At 57.6% G+C, this 25643-nt stretch carries 20 protein-coding genes, 1 tRNA gene and 1 pseudogene; 12 read left to right on the forward strand and 10 right to left on the reverse strand.

Features of this window, described 5'->3' with window-relative positions; genetic code table 11:
- The first annotated feature begins 45 nt into the window (after positions 1-45).
- The 4 genes from N2601_RS16975 to N2601_RS16990 all read left to right on the forward strand — a co-directional run bounded on the left by N2601_RS16975 (position 46) and on the right by N2601_RS16990 (position 5017).
- Positions 46-558, forward strand: coding sequence for a hypothetical protein (locus N2601_RS16975; protein ID WP_260303225.1), 513 nt, complete (start codon positions 46-48; stop codon positions 556-558).
- Between the two features lie 43 nt (positions 559-601).
- Positions 602-2827, forward strand: coding sequence for a type I secretion system permease/ATPase (locus N2601_RS16980; protein ID WP_445944968.1), 2226 nt, complete (start codon positions 602-604; stop codon positions 2825-2827).
- Positions 2824-4299 (forward strand): HlyD family type I secretion periplasmic adaptor subunit, encoded by a 1476-nt coding sequence (locus tag N2601_RS16985; RefSeq protein ID WP_260303226.1) that lies wholly within the window; start codon positions 2824-2826, stop codon positions 4297-4299. Before N2601_RS16980 ends, N2601_RS16985 begins: the two co-directional genes overlap by 4 nt.
- A 166-nt stretch (positions 4300-4465) precedes the next feature.
- Entirely contained in the window at positions 4466-5017 is a 552-nt protein-coding gene (locus N2601_RS16990; protein ID WP_260303227.1) for a recombinase family protein, read from the forward strand.
- Positions 5018-5165: 148 nt separating this feature from the next.
- On the opposite strand, the gene N2601_RS16995 is transcribed toward N2601_RS16990, so the two are convergent.
- From N2601_RS16995 to N2601_RS17025, 7 genes are all read right to left on the reverse strand, one after another.
- Positions 5166-7712, reverse strand: a complete 2547-nt coding sequence (locus tag N2601_RS16995; RefSeq protein WP_260303228.1) for a toll/interleukin-1 receptor domain-containing protein — start codon at positions 7710-7712, stop codon at positions 5166-5168.
- A gap of 261 nt (positions 7713-7973) precedes the next feature.
- A complete protein-coding gene (locus N2601_RS17000; protein ID WP_260303229.1) occupies positions 7974-9836 on the reverse strand; it encodes an AAA family ATPase in 1863 nt (620 codons plus the stop codon).
- A complete protein-coding gene (locus N2601_RS17005) occupies positions 9836-11560 on the reverse strand; it encodes a restriction endonuclease subunit S (RefSeq protein WP_260303230.1) in 1725 nt (574 codons plus the stop codon). The genes N2601_RS17000 and N2601_RS17005 overlap by 1 nt, the downstream gene beginning before the upstream one ends.
- The gene (locus N2601_RS17010) at positions 11557-12984 is read right to left on the reverse strand and encodes an HsdM family class I SAM-dependent methyltransferase (protein WP_260303231.1); all 1428 of its coding nucleotides are present in this window, start codon (positions 12982-12984) and stop codon (positions 11557-11559) included. Before N2601_RS17010 ends, N2601_RS17005 begins: the two co-directional genes overlap by 4 nt.
- A 41-nt stretch (positions 12985-13025) precedes the next feature.
- Positions 13026-15407, reverse strand: a complete 2382-nt coding sequence (gene hsdR / locus N2601_RS17015) for an EcoAI/FtnUII family type I restriction enzme subunit R (protein ID WP_445945009.1) — start codon at positions 15405-15407, stop codon at positions 13026-13028.
- A gap of 581 nt (positions 15408-15988) precedes the next feature.
- A complete protein-coding gene (locus tag N2601_RS17020; protein ID WP_260303233.1) occupies positions 15989-16879 on the reverse strand; it encodes an ImmA/IrrE family metallo-endopeptidase in 891 nt (296 codons plus the stop codon).
- Positions 16876-17232: a helix-turn-helix domain-containing protein gene (locus tag N2601_RS17025; protein WP_260303234.1), complete on the reverse strand. Its 357-nt coding sequence runs from the start codon at positions 17230-17232 to the stop codon at positions 16876-16878. Before N2601_RS17025 ends, N2601_RS17020 begins: the two co-directional genes overlap by 4 nt.
- A 140-nt stretch (positions 17233-17372) precedes the next feature.
- Here N2601_RS17025 and N2601_RS17030 point away from each other — a divergent pair, with 140 nt between their 5' ends.
- The 4 genes from N2601_RS17030 to N2601_RS17045 are packed head-to-tail and all read left to right on the forward strand — an operon-like array spanning position 17373 to position 20619.
- Entirely contained in the window at positions 17373-18086 is a 714-nt protein-coding gene (locus N2601_RS17030; RefSeq protein WP_260303235.1) for a multiubiquitin domain-containing protein, read from the forward strand.
- 1 nt (position 18087) lies between these two features.
- Complete coding sequence (locus N2601_RS17035) at positions 18088-18609, forward strand: hypothetical protein (protein ID WP_260303236.1); 522 nt, start codon at positions 18088-18090, stop codon at positions 18607-18609.
- The gene (locus N2601_RS17040; protein ID WP_260303237.1) at positions 18599-19129 is read left to right on the forward strand and encodes a Mov34/MPN/PAD-1 family protein; all 531 of its coding nucleotides are present in this window, start codon (positions 18599-18601) and stop codon (positions 19127-19129) included. The genes N2601_RS17035 and N2601_RS17040 overlap by 11 nt, the downstream gene beginning before the upstream one ends.
- Entirely contained in the window at positions 19126-20619 is a 1494-nt protein-coding gene (locus N2601_RS17045; protein WP_260303238.1) for a ThiF family adenylyltransferase, read from the forward strand. Before N2601_RS17040 ends, N2601_RS17045 begins: the two co-directional genes overlap by 4 nt.
- 388 nt (positions 20620-21007) lie before the next feature.
- Here N2601_RS17045 and N2601_RS17050 read toward each other — a convergent pair whose 3' ends face one another.
- Entirely contained in the window at positions 21008-21763 is a 756-nt protein-coding gene (locus N2601_RS17050) for a hypothetical protein (protein WP_260303239.1), read from the reverse strand.
- Positions 21764-22117: 354 nt separating this feature from the next.
- Positions 22118-22207 (reverse strand) — tRNA-Ser (locus tag N2601_RS17055).
- 308 nt (positions 22208-22515) lie between these two features.
- On the opposite strand from N2601_RS17055, the gene rplU reads away from it, so the two are divergent.
- The 4 genes from rplU (at position 22516) to N2601_RS17075 (ending at position 24484) form a co-directional block, all read left to right on the forward strand.
- On the forward strand, positions 22516-22833 hold the full coding sequence (rplU, locus tag N2601_RS17060) for a 50S ribosomal protein L21 (protein WP_028753733.1): 318 nt from the start codon (positions 22516-22518) through the stop codon (positions 22831-22833).
- A gap of 32 nt (positions 22834-22865) precedes the next feature.
- On the forward strand, positions 22866-23135 hold the full coding sequence (rpmA, locus tag N2601_RS17065; RefSeq protein WP_104824874.1) for a 50S ribosomal protein L27: 270 nt from the start codon (positions 22866-22868) through the stop codon (positions 23133-23135).
- A gap of 129 nt (positions 23136-23264) precedes the next feature.
- Positions 23265-23900, forward strand: coding sequence for a GNAT family N-acetyltransferase (locus N2601_RS17070; RefSeq protein WP_104824875.1), 636 nt, complete (start codon positions 23265-23267; stop codon positions 23898-23900).
- Positions 23897-24484, forward strand: a complete 588-nt coding sequence (locus tag N2601_RS17075) for a GNAT family N-acetyltransferase (RefSeq protein ID WP_104824876.1) — start codon at positions 23897-23899, stop codon at positions 24482-24484. The genes N2601_RS17070 and N2601_RS17075 overlap by 4 nt, the downstream gene beginning before the upstream one ends.
- Positions 24485-24629: 145 nt before the next feature.
- Here the strand turns inward: N2601_RS17075 and N2601_RS17080 are convergent.
- A pseudogene (locus N2601_RS17080) lies at positions 24630-25480 on the reverse strand (endonuclease/exonuclease/phosphatase family protein).
- Between the last annotated feature and the right edge of the window lie 163 nt (positions 25481-25643).

The raw sequence follows: 25643 nt of genomic DNA on the forward strand, positions 1-25643 counted from the left end.
AGGCGCCCACATCATTCTATCGGCAACAGAGGGAAGCTTTCGACAATGAATATGATAGTACGTGCCACAACGGGCGTTGTAATCATGTTGACGTGCGGAATTGCGCGCGCAGACGAATGTCAGCCAATCATAGGCGCGATTGGAAAGCTAAATTCTGCTACTCAGTTTCAGCAAAAGGGCATCTCCGCCACAGATGGCGAAAAGTCGCATTCCATAGACTATCTCGTTTCTAACGACAAAGAATATTCACGCAGGGACAACGGCCCTTGGAAGATCAGCGCTCGCCAGCTCGTTCCGTTGATTATTGACGGCAAGTCTACTGTTTCTGAGTGTAGTCGTGTCGGCATCGAACAGTTGGGCGATGTTTCGGCAATCGTCTACATATACAAGCGCCTCACGCCGGCTCATGATGTACGAGACGTCAGGCTTTGGGTCGCTGAAAGCACTGGAAAACCTCTCCAGACAGTGATCGGTATCGATACGGAACCCGGCCAAAAATACAAATTTACGTTCAGCTATGATCCACACGCAGCTTTGCCCACGGTCGGTGATCAATGACAGGGCAAGGGGTGAGTCGCATTTTGACTTCAGACAATAGCGAATGTCCTATGTCTTACGGCAACGCGCGGGCCTGACCCTTATGGACGACACCACCCTCGCTGAGCCTGAGCAGGTGCCGGTAACGCCGGTAGATGCGGCGCAACGCCCAGACAGCGGCCTGGCGGCGATTGCGGCAATCGCCGGGTATTATCGCATCGCCTCCAATCCCAATGTCCTCGCACGCGATCTGGCTCTGTCGAGCACGTCCGGGCGAAGCGATCTCCTACGCGCTGCTAAACTGGTCGGGCTGAAGGCAAAGCACGTCGAGATCCACACCGATGCCCGCCTTGGGACACTCCCAACGCCTGCCATCGTCTGCCTGACGGATGGCCGCTTTGGTGTCTTTGGCGGTGTCACGCCCGATGGAACCTACCGGATCATCGATCCCGTCGATTTTTCCAGCCGCAATCTCGGATCGCACGAGGTGTTGGCCGAGACAGCGGGACATTTCATCCTGCTGCAGCGGCGTCTGGCTGGGCCTGGATCTTCGAGGGGGAATTTTGGGTTCCGCTGGTTCCTGCCGTCTATCTGGCGGTATCGTCACGCCTTCGGACACGTGCTGCTGGCCTCACTGATCGTTCAGATTTTCGCGTTGGTGACGCCACTATTCTTTCAGGTCGTGGTCGACAAAGTTTTGGCCCATCGCAGTTACTCGACTCTGATCGTGCTGGTCATCGGACTGGCGGCGGTCGGACTGTTCGATGTCATCCTGCAGTATCTTCGCACCTATGCGCTGTCGCATACGACCAACCGCATCGACGTCGAACTCGGCCGCCGGCTGTTCCGACATCTCTTAAATCTACCGCTCTCCTATTTCGAGACGCGGGCGACCGGCCAGACGATCGCGCGGGTCCGTGAGCTCGAAACGATCCGCAACTTCCTGACCGGGCAGGGGCTGTTCTCCGGTCTGGACCTGATCTTCACCGTCGTCTTCATCTTCGTCCTGTTTTCCTACTCGTCCAAGCTTGCCTGGATCGTCATTGCCTCGATCCCCTTCTACCTGGCGATCGGTTTCCTGGTGCGTCCGTTCCTGAAGGAGAAGATCGACGAGAAGTTCGAGCGCGGCGCTTACAGTCAGCAGCTTCTTGTCGAGACGGTCGTCGGTGTGCAGACCTTGAAGGCAGCCGCCGTCGAACCGGTGGTCTCGGCGCAATGGGAGGAGCGGCTGGCTGGGTATGTGCAGTCGTCGTTCGGGACAACGATGTTGGCCGCCAAGGGCCAGAACGCCATTCAATACGTCAACAAGATCACCTCGGCGGTGTTGTTGTTGTTCGGCGCCCAGGCGGTCATCAATGGCGAGCTGACGGTCGGCGGATTGGTGGCATTCAACATGATCGCCGGACAGGTTTCGCAGCCGATCCTGCGTCTGTCGCAGCTCTGGCAGGATTTCCAGCAGGTGCAGGTGTCGGTGGCTCGACTTGCCGATATCCTCAACGCGCCGCCGGAGCCGCGGCCGGAAGTCTCCGTCAGCCTGCCGAAGCCAAGAGGCGCCATTGCCTTCAAGGGTGTCAACTTCCGCTATACTCCCGATGGACCGGAAGTACTGCGCGACATCTCGTTCTCGGTGCGGCCCGGCGAAGTGATCGGCATCGTCGGCCCATCCGGATCGGGCAAGTCGACGCTCACCAAGCTGGTGCAGCGCTTCTATATCCCCAATCGCGGTCAGGTCTTCGTCGACGGCCAGGACATCGCCCAGGTCGATCCGGCGTGGCTACGCTCGAACATCGGCGTCGTCCTGCAGGAGAACATGCTGTTCAACCGGACGATCCACGACAACATCTGTCTGGTGAATCCATCGATGTCGCGAGCAGCGGCGATGCAGATGGCACGGCTGTCGGGCGCCGACGAGTTCATCGCCAAGCTGCCGAAGGGCTATGACACCTTGATCGAGGAGCGCGGCGCCAATCTCTCCGGAGGCCAGCGGCAGCGGCTGGCGATTGCCCGCGCCCTGGCGACCAATCCGCCGATCCTCATCCTCGATGAAGCAACCAGCGCGCTCGATTACGAAAGCGAGCGGATCGTTCTCGCCAATATGCGCGAGATCGTCAAAGGCAGGACGGTGATCATCATCGCCCACCGCCTGGCGACTGTTCGACACTGCGACCGCATCATCGGCATGAAGGATGGCCGCATCGTCGAGGAAGGCAATCACGATAGCCTGTTGAATAAGCCCAACGGCCTCTACGCCCATCTCTGGCAATTGCAGACGGGACTGAACCAGGCATGAACCAGGTCATCAAGCCCCCGAAACGGCCAAGACGGCCACGCCGCACGAGGATCGAAAACGAGTTTCTGCCGGCGGCGCTCGAGATTCTGGAGACGCCGGCCTCTCCGATCCGCACCGCCTTCATCTGGTTCATCGCTGTCGTTGTCTGCAGCACGCTCATCTGGAGCTATCTCGGCACGTTCGACATCGTCTCGACGGCGCAGGGCAAGCTGCAGCCGACTGGCCGCGTCAAAGTCATCCAGTCGCTGGAAGTCGGCAAGGTCAGGTCCATCCCAGTGGTCAACGGCTCGAAGGTGAAAGCCGGGGACGTCGTCGTCGAGCTCGACGATACCGAGCTCAAATCCGATGAAGAAGCATTGACCGTCAACCTGCATGCGTTACGCGCAGAAATCGCCCGGCGCGACATCGCCCTGGTACTGGTGAGAAGCTGGCTTGCAGGAGACATCTGGACCAGCGACCGCACCATACCTGCGATCCCGTTGTCGCTTCCCGCCGACACACCCGACAATATTCGCACGCGTGAACAGACGATCTTCGCGGCTGATCTGGCGCAACTCGATGCCAATCTCGATAATCTCGCCGCCCAGCGCACCCAGCAGCAGGCGACCATCGAGCGGCTGAGCGCGACGATCGATGCCCACAAGCGATTGATCAGCACGCTGGCTGAGCGAGTTGCGATGCGCTCGACCTTGGTGGATCAGGCAGCCGGCTCAAAATCCGGTGTCATCGATGCACTGGAGACGCAGCAGAAGGAGGAAACCGATCTTGCGACAGAGGTCGGTCAACTCGCCGAGGCAAAAGCCGCGCTCGCTGTTGCGACAAGCGAAGGGGAAAAGGCCTTGCGCGCCTTCATCGCCGACAATGCCGAGAAGCTGGGCGATGCCTCAAAGCAGGCGGACGAGCTGGATAAGCAACTCATCAAGGCAAACAAGCGCCGCCAGTCGATGACGATCGCAAGCCCGATCGATGGCGTTGTTACCGCCTCGGCGATCACCACCATCGGCCAGGTCGTCAACCCCGGTTCTGAACTGATGCGAATCGTACCGGCCGATACCGCCCTCGAAATCGAAGCCTTCCTGCCGAACAGCGATATCGGCTTCGTCGCGGCCGGACAGGAAGCGGTGATCAAAGTGCAGGCCTTCCCATTCACGCGTTACGGTGTGGTCCACGGTCATGTGACCGCGGTCGCAACCGACGCTGTTCCGGAGCCGGATGCGCAGCAGATGGAGGGCGAACCGGCCAAGCAGCTTCAGAGCCTCATTCCGATCGGTAACGTCGAGCGGGTTCAGAACTTGGTCTTCCCCGTCACCGTCCGACCGGACACAGAGGTGATCAATGTCGACGGCGTGCTGCAGCCGCTGTCTCCGGGCATGGCAGCGACAGTCGAGATCAAGACTGGCAAGCGGCGGATACTGGAGTATCTGTTCTCGCCGCTTGCGGAGGTGGCGTCGGAAGCGATGCAGGAGCGGTAGGGATAAATCCTTTAAGGCGGTTTTGTCGCCGCACTGCTGCCAAGCCTGCGACATCGGGGTATAACCAGAAGGTGCGATCGGCTTGTTACGCGATCCTACGTAACTTCGATCTTGACGCCGACTATTTGTGACAGGCTAGCCTCGGGTTTAAACCTTGAGGTGATACATGACGAAAATCGGTTATGCCCGGGTCAGCACAGTTGATCAGGATTTTGAAATTCAGCAGCAGCGCCTGAAGGCTGAGGGGTGTCTAATCATACGTGCTGAAAAGATGTCCGGCGCGAGCCGCGACGGCCGAACGGAGCTTGCAACAATTATCGAATTTCTTCGCGAGGGCGACGAACTCGTCGTGACGCGTCTGGATCGTCTCGGTCGCGACACACGCGATGTACTGAACATCGTGCACGACTGCGAGCGGCGCGGTGCCTACGTAACGATCCTGGATCCGCATGTATCGACACGAGGTGAAATGGGCCACGTCATTTTGACTGTGCTGGGCATGGTCGCTCAAATGGAACGGCGCTTCATAAAGGAGCGCCAGCGTGAAGGTATCGAGCGGGCCAAGTCAGCCGGGCGGTACACCGGTGGGAAGGTTCGAATTGACCATCAAAAAATTCGAGAGCTGTCAGCATCGGGCGTCGGCGCAACGGCGATCGCAAAGGAAATTGGTTGTTCGCGAATGCAGGTTTATAGGGTCCTCAACGCAGCTAGCTTGTGATCGCTTGCGCCTCCATACCGGTCGTCCAGCGGCTTGCACTGCTTCCTGGAAGCCGTCGTTGATCATGCGTTCGCGGAGTCTAGCTGACCGTCCACGGACAAGCGCCGTATTTCCCGCTAAGCAGGCTGTGACGTCCCCGCCTGGTTCGTCATGCATCCGCCGACCTGCGCCTCAGTCGGTTCAATATCGCGCCGATCTCGCGTGACTCCAAGGGGGCGGCGAACCTATTCAGGCGCTGCGCGCTGTAGATGTCATTAAACATGGCGGTGACAAAGATCTCGACCAACCCTTTCAGGTGAGCGTCCCGTAACCCCGCCTTCCTCACGTCAGCCTTCATCTCCTCGAGTTCGGAGAGCGCGGTCGACGACATTCGCTTGTCACGCGCCATTATCTGCCACCGCCGCAGCTGGAGTTCGACGCGATCATCTATGGCGATCGCCTTTTCAAGTTCAGCCACGGCAACGTCTGGTGCTTCCCTGAGTTCGGCATCCTCCGCGAGCACCTCGTGATATGCGCCCGTTCCTCCAGGATGCGCCTGGAGGTCGTTGAGCGCGTCGTCGTATCGCTTTTTCAGGTCGGCCGGGGTCGGATTTCGCAACGTCGGCCCTTCGTGCATCCAGAGGAGATAGATGCGGCAAAGGGCGTGCTTGGCGAATACAGTCTGCCTCACCTTGGCCCAGTCCAGCGCGTAATCCTCGGCCAGTCCGAAGTCGGGAAATTTCGTGAGAAGAATGCACTTTATGAGCGGGCGGTAGATGCGCTCCAGCCGGTTTCCCATTCCCTGATTCAGCCTCAGAGCCTCCTCATACTTCTCCTTCGCCTCCAAGAAGCGCTGCTGAACTTCAAGGTTGAATGCCTCAAGATACGAAGCTATTTCCTTGCTCTTGTAGTCGCCGTTTAGGAGCAAGATGCACCTTTCGACGTCCTCGCTGTGTCCGGTCCTGATCGCTGCTAGTCCGAAGTAACGGAGAAGCTCGGTGCGCGACGCCTGTGAGAAGGATTCCCTTGCCGCGAACACCTTCTTCAACAGACGGTGCGCCGCGGCGTGCTGTCGCGCGTGATAGAGGCGGACGCCCGCTTGGAACCAGTGGGATGCAGATACGAACTTCTCTATCAGGTTCGGCAAATCATCCTTGCCCGTCCAAAGCGAAGCCTGGATGCGGGCTTCGATCCGGATGAACCCATTCTCCGTATCGAGATCTATTGGCGACTTCGCAAAGTTCTCGATGACCGTACGCCGCCAATCAACGAGGTCCGCGCGGACCAGATGGCGGCCCAGCCGACCTGACAGGAACGGCGTCAGCCTATAGAGCCCGCCGCTGTCACGCTCCACGAAACCAAGCTTAATGCACTTTGATAGAATATTCAGGATCGATTCGCTGGCATCCTCGAAGAGGCTCCCCAGATCCCGGGGATCGCAAGGACTTACGTCATTAAGGAACAGCAGAAGCCGCTGACAGTGAATGTGGTCGTGCAAAGTCCCGAACGCCCAGTCCACATAGTAAGCTATGGACTGCAGCGCCCTATTCTTCGCATGGGCGACTAGTTCGTCGACCTCCCCAAGATCAATCACGGAGCTGGCCGCTTTGGCAAGCGTCACCAACAGGCCGAGATTGCCTTGGGCAGCCTCTATCAAATCGTCGACCGCCTTTGCGCTCCACCGATCCGGCTGGGGGTCGAAGTGCGCCAGGAGGGACTCGGTGAAGGACGTTACCTCGTGATTGGAGAAGCCGGGCACACGCTGTTCCGCCAGCTTGTCGAAACAGGCCTTTCTGCGCTCGATGGACAGCGGCATCTGCGACACGATGAAGAGCTTGGGCCGCTGCGCCGGATCGAGAGCACCGACTACGTCGTCGAACCATTCGGGCAGGTCAACATTGTTCTGGAGGATCATCTCATGCCTAAACACGACGTAGTTCCCGGCCTGGAATATCCTGTCGATCCTTGCGGCCACGCCTGAAGGCATTGCTGCCTCCTCCGCCTCCTGCACCTGCTGCAGCCGCTCGAAATCCGCACCCAATCCCCCGCTCTCAAGCTTGAGGCAGATCTGCCGGGGAAGAGAGGCGGCATTAATGTCGATCGAGATGAGGCGTCCGTTCGGCGTCATCGACCTGTTCAGCTGCTCCACCAACGTGGTGCGCCCAGCCCCTGGGAAGCCGGAGATCCACATGGCCGGAAAGCACTTGAACCGCTCCTTTTGTACAGCGGACCGCATCGGCTCGAGTATGTCGTCGCGGGGGAACATCGGATGGGCTACGTTCATCGCGGGCTCGATGAACCTCTGCACTAGATGGCTCGCGTCATCGACGGGGATGTTCGGTCTGGATGTCCGGACCTCCAGAAGAGGGGCGAGATCCGAAAACACCTGCTTCAGCTCGCCGGGCAGCTCGTCGCTCCAGATTATCGGAAAATCGTCCAATCGCAGGATCAAGGGCGAAAGCGTTCCACTGGCGACAAGTTCCGCCGCCTGGCGCAGCTCCCGCACGCAGCCTTTGGCTCTTACATAATCCTTAGACCAGAAGACGATGAGATAGTTGGAAGATGGGAGCTCACGTCTGGATATCTCGTCCCAAAGTTCTGCGCCCTCTTCGCCTGACGCGGAGTAAAGGTATGCCCAGTCACGCGGCAGATCTTCCCATATGGAATGGGCGAATTTCTCGTCGTTTGAACTAACCGAAAGGAATACGGGGTACATAGTGCTGAGAGCCTCTTGGTATTTCGACGCACGTCGGTAGATCCAAATAATGCACACGACAACGCCTATCGGCCAAGCGCGGAAGGCCCTTTAGACGAGGTTCCAGTCGGCCAATGGCCGACACTTCCATATTGGATCACCTAACTATGCCGTTACAAGATCTTTCTAAACCTCGAGATCAACACCCAAGTACGAGGCCCCCCGGGGATCGCCGCATCCGGAGCGAACCCGCTGCACTTGTTAGCGGCAATCAGCTTCATGTTAAGCCGCCTGGTTCATGGGTTGAATCAGCGACTGTACGAGATCAAACATACCTCGGAAAGCCTCAAAATACTCGTTGCCCAAGGTTGGTAGCACGTCCTTTGCAAACCGCTCCTTTTGGGCATCGGACTTTAGGATTATCCTTTCGCCGCCACCTGGAACTGGCTCAGTTTCGAAGAACTCTGCCGTCCTCGGGTCACCGTAGAAGAGGTGCTCGATCTCACACAGCGCGGAGCCACCGAAAGAATCCCCGGAAGGCGCCAAGACTTGACGTCGGATCGTGGCGTTCTCAGGCACGGGAAGCATAAACGCATAGGACTGCTTACCTGCCAACTTCTTGCACCTTCCGGCATCCCAGTCCGGCTGAATAATTTCCCCGTTCATGCCATTCCAGTGATCGTAGGCCTTGTCGAAGTCGAACAGGCCAAACATAGGTCTACCGCCCATTTCATGGATGATCCGATCATCCTGCAGAAGCTGCTTGAGGTACGAACAGCTAAAAGCGAAAAAGGGAATAAATGGTAGCTCTGTCTCGTAGAGCCTGTGCCAAGCCTCCTTGATGATGATCGGATCAATGCTGCCTTCTGTGAAGAAAACCGGCTTCCGCTCGATCTGGATGGCATTTATAATGCTCAGCAACTGCTCTTCTTCGGTGTATTTGATCAGGTTGGAGCTAAGCTTTTGGATCGCAACCCTTTTGGGCATTGAATAGCATTTTGTAATGCCAGCCTTGAGATCGAAAAATTTCACTTTGGCCTGGATGCTTGGGATCAATGTAGCCGCGCTATGGCTGCTCATCAGGATGTGATTGGATCGCGCCGCGGCATCCGAAATCGCTTCCGTTTGCTTCAAAAAATCGAACTGCCATTCCGGGTGGAGAAATGCGTCGGGCTCATCAAGCAACGTGATGCAATTGCGGTCCTTGAACACCTCGGCGATGGCAAAGAGATAGACGGACTGGAATTGGCCGTCGCTGAAGAGGCCAAGGTCCGAAAGCTCAAGGCCTTGTAATGTCATATCCATCCGGATTTCACTCAGCATACCCAGAATCTTGAGATTGTTAAACAGGCTGAAGAGTTCGTGCCAGCTTCGCTCCTCGAAAACACGCCGAAACAGGGCAACATCGATCGGCAAGATATATTGGTCTGCTTCGCGGTTGTGAAGCGCGCCCGGCGTTGCACCACCCTTGATGCAGCTTACCAGATCGACCAAAAAACTTTGGGTAACACCCTGTAAACCCCAAAAGAGATCCCTGGGGTCGAGATGGTCGAAATCCTTTCGCTCAGCGAATCCAGGGCGGCCAAGATGCAGGGTGACGCTTCCCCTTGTTCCCAAGATGCCGAGCTTCTCGCACAGGAAGAGCCTGGCCCTGCGGTCTTCCGGCAGCAGCAATAGAAGTAGGATCAGAAGCTTCTTGTATTCGGGGCCGATACCGATAAATGCCGGGCTGCTAGCCAGATTGGATCCACGAACGCGCCGGCGAAACCGGGTCTCGTAGCGCTCGACGAGTCCGGCGACATTGCGGTTTTGGCCTGAATAGTAGACGATCACGTTCTCGGGCAGCGGCATTTGCCCCCGTGTACGGCGCGCACGGCCGTCCACTGACAACACGCCCGCTCTCCATTGAATTTGGGTCGCCCTGCCATCGATCTCCAAAGCAAGAATGTAGTCGAAACCCGGTCCTGGAGCATCGGCATCGAAGTCGAAGAGGTGATCGAAAATCTCAATCAGTGCTTCAAGAAAGTTGGATTTTCCCGAGCCGTTCTTGCCGACGAAAATGTCGATGAAGCCTTGGCCATCGAATTCAATCGTGAAGTCTTTGAGGTTCTTGTAGTCGTTGATCCAGGCGGAGCGAAGATGCATCAGGCAGCAGCCCTTTCGACAATGGCGGCGGCAAGCTGCTTTTGAGTGGCTGCAGCGTCGAAGAGGCGGGCTTTCAGCTTGTCGCATAGCGCCATGAGTTCATCTACCTTGGCTACGATGCGCTGTTGTTCGGCGAGAGGTGGAGTGGGAATCGGATAACCGCGTACGGTCGACATGTTCACTCTTGGCGCCGCGCCACCTGTCGTGAAATGTTTTGCAATACTAACGACGAACGGCGAGTTCAAAGCGATTTCCACGTACTCAGGTGCGACAGTAGGATTACAGCGAATTAGCATAGACCGTTGTCCGAGGCAGAGTCTTACCCCTCCAGGAATTCTGCATCCCACGCCGAGAATCCCACCTTCTCTGATATAGAGAATGTCTCCCGGAGCCGGCTCAAGGCGTTCAACCCGTTCGACGTAAGTTTTGGCGCTGACGAAATTGGGCTCCGAGAGATCCAAATGACGTGGCTTGATTTGATTCGTCCTGACGCATAGTTCGCCATCATCGGTCCACTTTGGTGTTGTATGTGGGCAATCAACAATGTGCGAACATAATTGAGACAGCGGCGCGAATGTCCAGTTTTTTGGCAACGCAAAAATTTTGCTCCCGTAAAGAAACACTTTTTTGTCCCACTCGCTCGATTTCGACACTTCTCTGAAGTTTGGTAGCAATACTGAGGGGTCGTTCTCATTCTGTGGCACGAGCCGCCCCCGCACTGCTAGTTCCAACACCGTTTGCTTCAAGGCATCGATGGCGGCTTCGGTGGAGAAGAGGATGTCGAAGTGGATTTTCAGTCGTGCCCAGTTGGTAGCGAGGTCGGTGGCGTCAGCGCTATTCACCAATGTGGCGAGGAGGGTTTCGACCAGCGTCTGATGCACGGCCAACGCCGACGCGCTTTGCTCCTCCAGGGCATCACACAGGGCCATGAGCTCATCAACCTTTGCTACGATGCGCTGTTGTTCGGCCAGAGGTGGAAGAGGCAAAGGTGATGCCTCGAAGTAGGCTCGGGTAACGCGCTTTTGACCGGCAGTCCCCGTCATCTGCTTCTCGCCTTTTGCGAGATAGGACCCGGTTTTCATTGTTAGCAGCAAGTAGCGTCGATTAACGTCTTCAGACCACGGTCGGGCCACGTGCAACTCCGTCGTGCCCGCCCCGATCCCGTTCCGCAGGTTCTGGAAGATCGCAGCCTTGCCGTTTTCAAAACACGGCGTGATCTTTGCCAATCCGATGTCGCCTTCAGCGAACTGCGTAAATCCCTTTTTGATCTCTCCCCATTTCCGTATTTCGATTCCGTGCTCGCCAGAAATACTGGTAGAAATCATGGCCATCGGTACGAAGGAGGCTTCAATATCATCGGCTGCTGAATTGCCAGGACCGATTTCGGCAATCGTACCTAGTTGGGTCCAAGCCCAGCCTGACGGAAGCCGCGTGAGGTCAGCCGGTAATGGCGCCAAAGCCTTCGGCTTTCGCGCTATGCCTGCAGCGAGTTTTTGTTGGCGAGCTTTGGCTATCTTTCTCAAGGCGTTGTGAGCCGGCTCATCTTCCGCATCCTGAGGCACTAACTTGCCTCTTACTGCTAGATCGAGAATTAAGGCCCTCAGCCGCTCGATTCCGTGAAAGCCCAACTTCCTCCCGCCGCGCCCAACACCCGACTTACGCTCGACGGCGGTAGTCCAGATGTCGAGATTGTCGCTGATCAACGCCGCGATATCGGTCCTCACGCCTTGTCCCCCAGCGCCTCGGTGAGGATGGACTTCAACTGGTTACGGATCGACTGGATGCCGGCCTGCTGATCGGCATGGCGTGTCAGCAACTCATCGGGATCATGAGTCTCGGCCTCAGGCGTGTGCGGATTCTTGAGATCGAGGTTGTAACCGCGTTCAGCCACGTCTTTGGCGGTGATCTTCCAAGCCTGCTCAGTTTCGTATCGACCACGAAAACCGCCGGCTTCGTCGCCCCACCAGGCGCGCTCCGCAGCGAACTCCTCATACTGCATTGGCTTGGTCTTGTTGTAGCTCGTCACCCCAGGCGGATAGGGGTGCTCATAGAACCAGACGTTCTTGGTCGGCGTGCCTTTGGTGAAGAATAGGATGTTGGTCTTGATGCCGGTATAAGGCGCGAACACACCATTGGGCAGGCGGACAATGGTATGGAGGTTGCACTCCTCGATCAGCCGCTTCTTGAGGCTGGTCTTCACCCCTTCGCCGAACAGGAAGCCATCGGGCAGGACCACGCCGGCGCGGCCCTGACTCTTCAGCAGCTTGATGATCAGCGCCATGAACAAGTCTGCTGTCTCGCGGGTGCGGAACTCTGTGGGGAAGTTCTGCTCGATGCCGTCCTGCTCCATGCCGCCGAAAGGCGGGTTGGTAGCGATGACCGGGACGCGGTCCTTCTCACCATAATCGCGATAGGGCTTTTCCAACGTGTTGCCGTGGCGAATTCCGCTGGGCGTATCGATGCCGTGCAGGATCATGTTGGTGACGCACAACATGTGCGGGAGTGCCTTCTTCTCGACGCCACGGATAGAAGCTGCCAGCTTCGCCTCATCCTCGGGCGATTTCACGAACTGGCGCTTGTGGTCGATAGCGCAGGTGAGAAAGCCGCCGGTGCCGCAGGCCGGGTCAAGTACGGATTCGTTTAACTTTGGTGCAAGCCGATCGATGATAAAGCGCGTGACAGCGCGAGGGGTATAGAACTCACCTGCATTGCCAGCACTCTGAAGGTCCTTGAGAATCTGCTCATAGATGGCGCCGAAGGTGTGGCGGTCGCTGGTGTTGTTGAAGTCGATCTCGTTGATCTTGTTTATGACCTGCCGCATCAGCGTGCCGGACTTCATATAGTTGTAAGTGTCTTCGAACAGATCCCGTACAACCTGGGCGCGGCGACCGACCTGGTCAGTGGTGGGCAACGTGTTCTTTAGGGCGAAAAACATGTCATCGACGAATTTCACTAGCTCGTCGCCAGTGATACCCTCGCGGTCCCTAGCCCAATTGCGCCAGCGGTACTTCTTGGGGATTGGGGAGCGGAAATCGTCCTCGGTCAGCTCCAGCTCTTCCTCACGGTCGTCGTAGATCTTGAGGAAGATCATCCACGTCATCTGGCTGATGCGCTGGGCGTCGCCATCGACGCCGACATCCTTGCGCATGATATCCTGAATGGATTTGATGGCACTCGAAACGCTGCTCATTAATTGAATACCTGGCCGTAAATCTGGGCTTCAAGATCGCGGAGGGCGGCCTCATACGCGGCCTTTCCGCCGAATGCACCCTTGATGATCTCAATGGGGGTGCCGATGCCATCAAACGGCTTCAGGCGCAAGACTTTGGTATCTTCTATGGTGGCAATACCCTCGTCGGCATATTTGTCGAGGAGGGCCTCAAGCACTGCGCGGGCCTGGTCGCCATACCTGGTGAAGTAGTTGCGTTTCTTAACGTTGTCGGCCCGCTCGCGTCGGGTCAGCGGCGGCATGTCGTAGGCGATGTGAGCGAGGAGATCGAAATCCTCGACCTCGCGGCCGACCTCATCGTGGAGGTTGGCGAGGATTATGCCGTGTTCCTCCAGCACATCGATAATGGCGTGCTTGCGATCTGCCGCATTCCAGCGGGAGACGAACTCGTCGAGCGAGCGGAACTCAGTGGTGATCGCCTTCCGGGCAAACTCGCGGTAGCTCTCGGTGATCAGCTTGCCATCCGCACCGACATATTCGATCCGTTCAGCAATGATGCGTGCTGGAACTCCCGATACCACAATCTTGGTGGTGCCGCGTGCATCGTCATCGTCATCATCATCGCCCGGATCATCGGGGGGATCTGGCGGGACAGGGTCACCTCCGTTGTCATCCGGATCATATACGACGATCGGCGGCCCGTCGAAATCGTCGTCGCGGAACAGCTCGGTCGCCTTCTTGAAGTCCATGATCGTGAAAAAGTATTTGTTGTTGTCCTCGTCGATTCGGGTGCCGCGACCGATGATCTGCTTGAACATGGTCATCGAGGTGATCGTGCGATCGAGTACGATCAGCTTGCAGGTTTTGGCATCGATGCCGGTAGTAAGGAGCTGGGAGGTAGTGGCGATGACAGGGTAAGGTTGCTCGGGATCGATGAAGTTGTCGAGCTGAGCCTTGCCTTCAACGCTGTCGCCAGTGATACGCATGACGTACTTAGGATTATCCCGCACAAGCTTGCCGGCGGCGTTGACTATGGCTTTGCGCATGCGCTCGGCGTGATCGATGTCCTCGCAAAAGATGATTGTCTTTGACATCGGGTCGGTAGCGCGCAAAAACTTCATTACCCTCTCCGCGACTAGTTTTGTCCGCTGATTGAGGATAAGCGTGCGGTCCATGTCGGCGCGGTTGTACTCACGTTGCTCAATTGGATTGCCCAGGTCATCGACCATTCCCTCGGGTGGCCTCCAGCCAAGGAGGTCCTTGTCGATGTCGATGCGGATCACCTTGTACGGGGCGAGGAAGCCGTCTTCGATACCCTGCTTCAGGCTGTAAGTGTAAACCGGCTCCCCGAAGTAAATGATGTTGGAGACGTATTCTGTCTCTTTTGGCGTGGCGGTCATCCCGATCTTAATGGCGCCATCGAAGTAATCGAGAATTTCGCGCCAGGCGCTGTCCTCAGCCGCGCTGCCACGGTGGCATTCGTCGATGACGATAAGGTCGAAGAAATCGCGGGAAACGGTCTTGAAAATCTTGTCCTCCTCCTCAGGGCCGGTGAGCGCCTGATAGAGGCCGAGCTGGATTTCGTAAGCCGGGTCGAGCTTGCGGTTGCGGACTTTGGCCATTGCTTCGCCGAACGGCTTAAAGTCGTTCACAAGCGTCTGATCCACCAGGATGTTACGGTCGGCCAGGAACAGGATGCGCTTGGCGGCACCTGCCTTCCACAGGCGCCAGATGATCTGGAACGTTGTGTAAGTTTTGCCAGTGCCAGTCGCCATAACTAGCAGAACCCGGCGCTGCCCCTTGGCTATGGCCTCAATCGTGCGGTTCACCGCCTCGACCTGATAATACCTCGGCTCCTTTCCTGAACCGTCGAGATAATACGGCTGCTCGACCAGAGTAATCTCTGAAGGCAGAATGCCATGGAACCGGCGGTAGCGGTCAAATAGAAGTTCGGGGCATGGAAAGGCGTCAAGCACGAATTCGAATTCGATATCTTCGCCGGCAGCTGGCGCACGATTGTGCGAGGCAAAAGCGTCTCCATTTGAGCTGTACGCGCTCGGAAGGTCCAGGATTTCGGCATATCCCAAGGCTTGTTGAAGCCCGGCGCTGACCGAATGCGTGTTATCCTTCGCCTCGACAACAGCGAGTGGCATGCCAGGCTGCCAGGAAAGCAGGTAGTCGGCAAACTTCCGTTTCTTTTTGTTGCGGGAGGAGAGGTTGCCGCGAACGATAACCGGGCCGGGGGTCAACGTCACCTCGCGCCTGATCTGCTTGAACTGATCCCAGCCCGCCTGCTTAATAGCCGGCGTGATGAACAAATCGCAGATATCGATTTCACTCAGCTTGAGTTTATTTGGCTTGTCCACGGAACCCCCAATGATGCCGCATAATGGTATACACATCAGAGGTTCGCCACTGGAATTTTTCAATTTCCCAAGTATCAAAGGACTCTTGCAATAACAAATCGAGTGCCTTTGGCAGAACACTTAAAAGCACACGGCCACATCAGTGCTTGGACTCAACGCATTGTGGACGAAAGCTTGAGGCCGCGAAACAGTATCTCGTCCTCACCCGCTCTGAAGGCGAGCTCCCGGATAGTCCCCCGCCGCCGCCATTCGATCAGAGCTGCATTGATGTCAATTTTCAGGAAGGCGGCAGATGAGATGGAATGACCGAAACGGCGCGAAGCGGAAATCATTTCCGGTGGGAGGCCGGAAGCAGACTGGCCGTTCTTGGTGATACAGCCACTTTACCGCCAACTGGCTACGTCGATCCGATAAAAGTTCCATACCCTATGATAGGCCGATCCGATGTCGGGGTCGATCTAAACGACTCTCCAGCCCGGCCCGTGGAGTACCCCTCCAGGTTTGGCGCCTTGATAGTACCTTGTCGCCGATGCTCCGCTCCGACAGTCCGATCGACCTGCTCGCGTGCCTTGACAACGGGCTCACCGGCCGCGACTAGGAGGATCCTTTAGAGCAACTCACTTCTCGCGAAAAAGCATCAATATCTGCTTAGCCTTGAACGTCTCGCCCGAGAACGTTTGCGCGGTGCCATTTCGGTCGGTAAGTGAAAAGCTGCGCTCGGCCACCATACGCTGCTTGCCGTAAGGCAATAGCGGCTTGAGTGGATGCCCATGCCCGACGGAGGCGATCAGGGAGCTGCAGTCATATTTCTCGGCAAAGGACTTCGACGCGATAATCCGCCGAACTTCGTGACGACCGCCAGAGCCGATCAAAGCTTCGGGTTCGACGACCACCAGGCAGCATGCGCGCGGATTGACGTTCACGTAACGCCGAAACGTCGCGTAGTTGGAGCCGCCAAACTGCGTGGCCAGCGACATCGCGTGTTTCACGCTGAATGCGCTCGATAGGGCATGGTCACGGAATACATCGCCCTGAAACATCACCTCGGAGGCGAATACGTTGGCCTCGCGCTCAAAAAGATCCTTCGTGTCGTCATCCAAGGTCTGATTGCAGTCGTGCATCAGTGCATACATGCTTGTCTGGTGAGGCATGCTGCCATGACCTGCCTCGTGCAGTTTGACGAAGGCCCGCCGTGGGGCGGGCACTTCCTTGTCCAGGATTACCAGGCGTTCGTTGGCTTCGAACAGGCCAAGGACCTTGCTGAACGCTGATTTGATCACGTTCACGCCAAATGCGAGCCCGGCGCGGGCTTTGTCTGCCAGCCGTCGCAGCATCGACTCGTCGAGTATTTCGTCTTCGATCACTGTGACCTTGGCGGCCGCCATCAGATCGTCAATGGGCGTTGGAAATCTGCCGATGGCGCCTGCGTCTTTCAGAAGACGCTGGGCCTGCCGGATTACGTTGGCCAGTTCGTGATCTTGAAGGGACGAATCGTCTGGTTTGGTCATTTCTTGTTCTGTTTTCGGTAGAAGTCTAGATACGCAATTAAGGCCTGTTCTTCTTCGGAAGTGAGATCCGATATTGCGAAAGTCGCAGGCCTAGCCTGCCCGGTCGTTAGATAACCGGCTTTTTCCATGAGACTTTCATAGGACGATTTGTAGACACTCGCCAATGCATACAGGATGTTCGGCGACGGCTTCGTTATCTTATTGTTTTCCAGCTGGCTCAAATAGGCGTTCGATACTTCCTTCTCCGTAGCATCTTCGACCTGCCTAAGTGTCAGCTGCGCGGCACGGCGGAGAGAGGCGAGGTGCTCGCCGAGTGTGGTTGCTGTGTCAGCGTCGTTACCTTTCTCATTCATTGTGACCTCCAGAGGCTTGATTCACTTAGGTAATTTGGCCTTGATTGCTTGATTTGTCAAGCGGCGCTTAGTATTTGCTTGACAAATTTAGCATAGCGTTTCATTTTTAGCGTGAGGCCGAACAAGCGAAGGAAAGTGCCATGCCCAGTAGCAATCAAATTGAAGTCGCCGGCACAGATCTTGAGTTCCGTGTGATTCCTCTTGACGACCAGACGCCTTCAGGCGCGCAAATCGCGCGCGCTGCTGGTTTCTCCGCCGATGATTTCGTCTATGTCCTGCAGCTGCGTGCCAACGATGAGCTCGAGGATGTTCGCGCTGTCGAGTCGGTCTCACTCGCCGAGGGTTGCCGGTTCATCGTGGCTCGGAGCGATCGCTCGTATCGCCTGGCCATGGACGGGAACCCTCTCGACTGGCCCAGCCGCTTCATCACAGCCGCAACGCTGCGCAAACTTTCCGGCGTTGACCCTAACAAGGTCATTTTTTTCGAAAAGACCGACGAGTCTGACCACCTGCTTGCCGAGGACGACCTTATTGACCTCGACGAATCGGCCGTTGAGAAATTCCGTTCTGGCAAGGATGACCGTCCGAGAGAGCAAAACGTCCATGTCAAGCACCTGGGGGAACTGGAGACTGCAACGTTCAAGGTCGCCGAGACCGCGACGCTGCAGCACATCTGGGACCGGGCTTATATCGAGCTGGAAGTGGCCCGCGATCCGCGCGATGTCTTCCAGGCCGAGGTGAACAAGCAGCCCGTGAGCCTGATGGAGCACCTCGAGCTGTCCCTCGTCGAGGCGCAGCGCCGCGAGCTGTGTAAGCGCAAGTTCGAGATCGCCGCACGCACCGGTGGTGCCTGAGATGGCCAATCACAGCTCGCGGCCCAACATCGACCTAGCGGCCGGCAAGCAGGTGCTGAACGAGCACCTGCCCCGCGTGCTGTCACTTAGGGGCAAGACCTTGGCCGAACTGGGCTGGCAACAGCCTTCCGATCGTACCTTGCTGGTTCCCATGCATGGCATCCATCAGGGCGTCGGCGAGGACTACCTGCTACGACTCGACTTTCTCACCGGCAAGGACTGGCCGCCGAGCGCCAAGTTCGTGAACCCCGTAACGTTCGACTACCAGATCGGCGCAGATCAGCATCACCTTCCGATAATCACCTCGCCCGAGCTACACGTACACTCGGCATATCAAGGCAATGATGGGCGCACGATCCAGCTAATTTGCTGCTCGGCGGTCTTCCAGTACTACGACGTCGTCCATGGCGGCGAGGACAGCATCCTATGGCGCAGCAGCGACACGTTCCTGACAACGCTCAGCGCGGTCGAGCGTGCATTCGTGACCCACTACTCAGGGAGGTTTCCGCGCCATGGAGGATGAGGACTTCCTGCGGCGCCCGCCAGCACCGCGCCCCTACGCACCGACCAACACGCGCCTTCTCGTGCCACCGCAAGCCGTGCTGGCAACGCACCAGTTGCTGCAGCGCGCCGGGCGCCGGGAAGCGTGTGTGTTCTGGTATGGGGATCGCGACGATGTATCCGTGGTTCGTTCGGTGCGGGCACCAGTGCAGCAGTCGTTTCGCGGCAACTATCACGTCGAGCCCGAGGCAATGAGCCAGATGGTACATAACCTCGACACCAACTGGCGTCCGCTTGCCCAGATTCATAGCCATCCCGGCCTCAACACCGAGCATTCGCGCTATGACGACAAGATGATATCGAGCCGCAAAGTGCTCTCCATCGTTTTTCCGCTGTATGGCGTACAGGCCGCGCTGTGGCCAAGGGGGCTGGGCGTCCACGAGTGGCAAATCGATTACTGGCACATGCTGACCCCTGCGGAAGTCGACGGCCGACTCCCGCTGCACCAAGCCTCCGACCTGGATGTGAGAGATTTCCGATGAGCGACATCGATTTGGGTGATCGGCATCGCCGCGCCGTGTCCGGGCTAGGCAACGCTGCCCTGCCGAAGGTTGTCAAGATCACGGCCGGGCAATTGGGCAACGAGCTAGCCCGCCAGCACCTGCTGGTCTGTCTGGTCAACTTGCTGGCTCGATTGCATGGCTCTGTTAAGACGATCAAGCTCCAGGTCAGTGGCGACATCACCGTTCCACTTCCGCATGCAGCGCCGCTCGGCAAAGCGTTCGCGGCGATGGAAAATCTGGCTGCGTGGGCAAATGGCGGACGGATCCCCGTACTGGCCGCAACCGGTGAGTCCGACATCACCATCGACATCAGCTCTGACCCGGTTGAAGGTGCTCATCTTTACGCCTGTGGCGCCGGATGGAAGAGCTGGATCGGCATTAGGCCGCCGGATTTTGCGCTCAGCGAGGATGAACCTGGCTGCCTGGGCCCCTATTTCGCTGCTACTATGCTGGCCGGCGAAGTCTTCAAGATGAGCAAGGGCCTCACGAAAGGTCGCTACGCCGCCAACGACGCATACTCCCTCTGGACCGGCGAAGTCGGCGCATGGGATGATCTGGCCGATGGCCCGCCAGTCCGCGGAACGTCCCTGCCAGCCGTATACCTCGTAGGAGCGGGCGCCGTGGGGCAAGGCGTGATGCAGATTCTTGGGGCGAGCGAGCTCGCCGATGCCTATGTCGTAACGATCGACCATGATCATCACGACAAGGAGGGTACCAATCTCAACCGCTGCTTCCTTGCAGGTATCGAGGACATCCTTGAGCCTAAGGTTGAGGTGGTGAGCAAGTACCGTGGCCTCACTAATCTAAACGGCTTCGAATTTAAGGGCCGCCTTGGCGACTATCTGATCGGCGCGAAGGTAGGTCTGCGGGCCGACTTGGTGGAAGCGGAACGAGCGGACCGCTACGGCCTCGTGGTCTCAGCCGTCGACATCAACCGCTCGCGGCAGGATATCCAAGGGCTATCCCCAACCATCGTCATCGGTGGCAGCACGGACAGTCTACGTGCGCAGGCGACCTCTTATGGCGTGGTCGAGAACGCAGAGTGCCTTGGTTGCTGGAATGAACCTGAGGATGACCGGGCGCGAGCGATTGTGCTCGAAGCTAATCTGCGCAGCCTGGGTGTTGAGGAGCGCCGCCGCCGCCTTGCAGGAGAGGTCGATGATCTCGACGCCGCTCTGGCATATCTGGCAACAGCGAAGCCGCGTTGTGGGCAGCTTGGCGAGTCGGACGTGCGAAGCTTCACTAGCGCCGTATCGCCAGAATTTTCAGTCTCCTTCGTTTCTATGGCTGCAGCGGTGATGACCGCGGCTCGGCTGTTCACTGTAATCATGTGGCCGCATGAAGCGGGTCGTCGAGCCGCGAAGGGGCTGTTCCAGTTCAAGAACCTCAGGGCCGATAATGTCACGACTCCGCGCCGCGACGCCTGCCCGCATTGCGCCAAGGGCCGCCACCCCATCACGCGCCGGTAGCAGTTCGTGCCGAGAGGATGTATGCGAAGGCGACCTCGTTCTAGCGTGTCGTTGCAGACTATGAGCCTCTCATCCCAGCGGATCTTGAACCCTCACAACCGCATTGCGACGTTTAGCATCACAGTGACTGGTACTTTCGCAATCTCTCTAAAAAAAGCCGCCAGTCTGCTACCCGCCCTCGATTTCGTGATTTGGTTGGGTCAGCAGCAAATGTTCGCTTCTGGAAAAGTAGGCAACGTAGTCGAACGACCGGAATGAAAGGCGCAAAGCTGTCGCCAGAAAATCAAGCAAAATGTACGTAGCGAGATAGAAAGGAAGCCTGTTAATGCATGTCGGCCAATGCAATCCAACCTGATTGGTCACATGCCCCTTTCCATATCACCCAATCTTATTCCGAAAGACCGTCGAACGAGGTGATAAGCAGCGGTCTCACTTCGCCGGGAGCGATAACAATTTGCCCGCGTTTCAGCTTGAATCCGTTGGTCACGAGCCGGGTCGATATTTGATGCGCCCCGTAATTCAGCGCCATCTCCCCAAGAAGCGCTTCGTCGTCGATGTATTCCAGGCCTCGAAAGCCGTCATGTTCATTGTATCCCGGCAGCAGGTTGAAAACGAAACCGCCGCCGAACTCGCCATCTGGCACGAAGTTCGTCCCCTCCATCAGCGGCGCCGTCGTAGCCCCCAACAGCAATGCAGCCGCCCCTCTTGCCGACGTGAGTTGATTGCTGGGAGCGGTGCAGAGATACTCGATCGCAGCGTATTTTTGGGCATCCTTCATAAGCAGGCCGTACGAAGCAAGAAATATAACATTCCCGTTCGCTGCCGAACCAACCTTTTCGATCATGTCTGACAACAGCCTACGCGCCAAGTCGAAGTCAAAAGCCGAGCCATCGCCGATTTCCTGGCACTGCTCGTTGATGACAAAGGCCTCTCGGCACCAACGATATCGGCTTGCAGCCTCAGTTGCGAAAAACTGAGAGACCAGCGCATCTAAGTCGGAACCGCACATCGGGCATCGCCCGTCAAAGCAGGGGCTGCCGTCACCACATTCCGGTATGCTCACCTCAGAGTGCCGGCGTTTTCGACCAGAAAGCGCTTCATCGATAAACATGCGTTGGCCTTCGGCCATGGCGTAATCCATCATATTGTGACCTCGATATTTGGATTGGGGTTGGCGAGCGACACAGGAAGTCGGCTCGGGCTCAACCTTATTTACCGACGATGAAGGTCTATTTTTTCGAGTTTGTATCAGCGGCAACGCGGGCTTGATCGCGCAGCGGTCCTTTGACTTGCTCGACAATATCAGTCTAAAGCGACACCAATGAATTCCAACACCCCGCCCCCCATTCTCTGGTAGGATGAAGAAAGCGAAGAAGTGGGACTGCTTAGGCCTTCGCGCGCCCAATTAAGCAGCCGAATAAAATTTGTGGGGCAATACGTGGGGCGTACGCTACGCCGTCGCCTAAGCTGCTGAATTAAAGACGTTTTTCGTGGAAAATGGCGGAGAGGGTGGGATTTGAACCCACGATGCCCTTGCAGGCATGCCGCATTTCGAGTGCGGTGCATTCGACCACTCTGCCACCTCTCCGGTTATGCTGGTCGGCGCGTTTCTCGGCGCGGGCGTTCTCATAGCGAGAGAAGGATGGGATGGCAAGGGTGAATATTCAAGCTTTTCATCCTTTTGCCTTGACAGATCACAGGCCCTTATATATCCCGTGCGACGCAATAGGTGTGGATAAGTCCGTGCCTTGGCCGCCTCGCTCTGTGCGGGGTTTCACCGGCAGATCTTTTTCGAGGCCGCAAGCCTTTGGAATCCCTGCTAAACTTAGACTGATAAAAAGACGGCCGCTTGTCCTTTCGGGCGAGAGAGCCGGAACGAACATGAAAGGATAAAAAATGTTCGCAGTCATCAAGACCGGCGGTAAGCAGTACCGTGTGGCAGCAAACGACGTGCTGACCATCGAGAAGCTTGAAGTCACCGCCGGCGACACCGTAGAATTCACCGAAGTCCTCGTTATCGGCGAAGGCGCCGACGCTGCGATTGGTGCTCCCTTCGTCAAGGGCGCTTCCGTCAAGGCCGAAGTGGTCGAGCACAACCGCGGCAAGAAGGTCATCGCCTTCAAGAAGCGCCGTCGTCAGAACTCGAAGCGTTCGCGCGGCCATCGCCAGCATCACACGGTCGTCCGCATCACGGACATCGTGGCTGCCAAGTAAGTAACGGGATCAAGGTTTAAAGGAGAACTCCAATGGCACACAAAAAAGCTGGCGGTTCCTCGCGCAACGGTCGCGATTCCGAATCTAAGCGCCTTGGCGTGAAGAAGTTCGGCGGCGAAGCCGTCCTCGCAGGCAACATTATCGTGCGTCAGCGCGGTACGCAGTGGCATCCGGGCGCCAATGTCGGCCTCGGCAAGGATCACACGATTTTTGCGCTTACGGCGGGCAACGTGGACTACCGTACGAAGGCCAATGGCCGCGTGTACGTCTCTGTAATGCCGAAAGCGGAAGCAGCGGAATAAGCCGGTAGCGCTCTAAAACAGCCGGCGTCTCATCGACCCGGCTGAAGCATCAGGTTCAGTCAAGAAAAAAGGGGAGATGGGGCGCCATCTCCCCTTTTTTCTTTACCCTCAACCAAGGAGGACTGAACCATGCAAGGCGAATTGTTAAGGGAAGGCCAATCGAGGTCTCCCGAAGAACGGCTGAGGCCGGAGCGGTTAAGGACCGATTGCCCTGTCTTATTGTCGGAAAGGCTCGTTCTGCGCGCGCCCCACGAAGAAGACATCGACGCCCTTGCCCATCTCGCCAACAACGCCAACGTCGCCACAATGGTATCGCGTATGCCGCACCCGTATACGACCAATGATGCCGCCGATTTCGTGCGACGCACGAAGCTTGGCGAGATTGGCAAGTGCGTCTATGCGATTACCAAAGCCGACAACGGCGCCTTTCTCGGTTGCTGCGGGGTCGAACCCACGGCCGATCCGCGCACTGTTGAGATCGGTTATTGGCTGGGCGAGCCCTATTGGAACCAGGGCTACACGACGGAAGCCGCCCATGCCCTGATCGACATGGTCTTCCGCACGCGCGAAAACGTCGCGCAGATCGACGCCCGCTGCAGGGTCATGAACGTCGCCTCCAGGCGGGTGGTGCAGAAGTGCGGCTTCCAGTTCCAGGGATCCGGCCTTGCCGCATCGCTGGCACTCGGCAGCACGGTATCGGTCGAATGGTACCGGCTCGACCGCAAGACCTGGATGTCACTCAGAAGCTGGGGAGGCATGCGATGAACGCCGCCATCTTGCCCCGCCGGGACGTCAGGAGCCTGACGCCCGGACCGACGCCGGTCATCCGGACGGAGCGACTGACGCTGCGCCCGCACCGGCTCGGCGATGCCGACGCGATGACGGAATCCCTGTCGGATTTCGCCGTCACTCGCATGCTCGCCCGCGTGCCGGTGCCGTACGACCGACAGGATGCGCTGGACTGGCTTGTCCCGCGCACCGCCGGCCTCGATAGCGACTGGATGCTGGCCATCACCGAGGGGGACGACGTCCATATCGGCTGCGTCGGCATCGACCTCCGGCATGGCCGCTGGCATCTCGGCTACTGGCTGAACCGCTACTACTGGCGGCGCGGCATCATGAGCGAGGCTGTCCCGGCCGTACTCGAGCGCTTCGCCCGCCGCATGCCCGAAGTCGCCGTCTTCTCCGGCGTCTTCGCCGACAATCCGGCCTCGTTGAAGCTGCAGCAGAAGCTCGGCTTCGACATCATCGGCTGCGCGGAGGTCTACAGCTTCGCCCGCAACACCATGGTTCCGCATATCGAAACCGTGCTGAATCCGGGCGCGCTGCGGCTCTCGCAGGCGGCGTGAAGCCAAACATGTCGCGCAAAAGTGCGCAGCGGTTTTGCGATAACGACATCCGCAAAATCAAAGATCTAAAGCGCAAGGAGCGAATCTGAAAGATTGCAATGCGCTTTAAAAACCAGTCATCGCCGGCTCCACCGGCGATGGCGCCCTATCCGTCGATTTCGACCCAGACCGGAAAATGATCGGAGCCTTCCGCATCGATATCCACATGGGCCGAGCGCAGACGGTCACTCAACCCGCAACTGATGAAGCAGTAGTCGAGATGCATGCGCTTGTTACGATCCTTCGGATCCATCCAGCTATAGGCTTCGGGCTTCAGCGCGCCGACAACGTCGAGCGCGTCGGTCGGCACATCGAAACGCGGCATGCGCCCGTAGAAGGCGTCCTTCAGGCCGGCAAGCGCGCAATATTCCGGCGATTCCGGCACCATGTTGAAATCGCCCATCAGGATAAAATCCTCCGGCAGCGGCGGATCGTCGAAGTCGATCTCCACGGCGCCCGTCAGCGAACCGCCATCACGCACAAAATTGATCGCACGATCCTTGAGATAGTGGATCTGGCGGATGCGCTCATCCGGAGAGACGTGGTCGAGATGCACGGAATAGACCCGGACCGCGCCGCCTGGGGCATCGATCACCGCTTCGACGGCAACGCGCTGCAGATTGAGTTTGGAAAGCGTGCGGCTGCGCGGCAGAAGCAGCGTCCGCGTCGCAAGGATCGGCCAGCGCGACAGCACCATATTACCGAACTGGAAGCGCAGATCGCGTGGGCCGCTCCCGGCGGCAGCAGATCCAGCCCCGTTCCATAGATGGAGTAATAGTCTGGCAGCAACGCTTCGATCGCAGCGACCATATCGGTACGGCCGTTGCGGACAAAGCCGCGGGTTACTTCCTGCAAAGCGATGATATCGGCGCCCGCAAGGTTTCCGACGATGCGTTCAAGATCATATCTTTCATCGAGGCCGAAGCCGCACTGGATGTTATAGCTTGCCAACTTCACGATAATCTTTGACCTCCGGCTGAAGCGCCTATATCGAAGGCGACATGACGGGCAAATGACCGCGCCGCCTGTCCTGGCGGACATGCAGAGGACGCGGTAACAATTGAAAAGAGCGCATAGGCTTTCCTGACTCCATTCGTTGTAAGGGGTTATGCGCCAATAC

This window comes from Rhizobium sp. CB3060 (assembly GCF_025200735.1).
Lineage (GTDB): Bacteria > Pseudomonadota > Alphaproteobacteria > Rhizobiales > Rhizobiaceae > Rhizobium.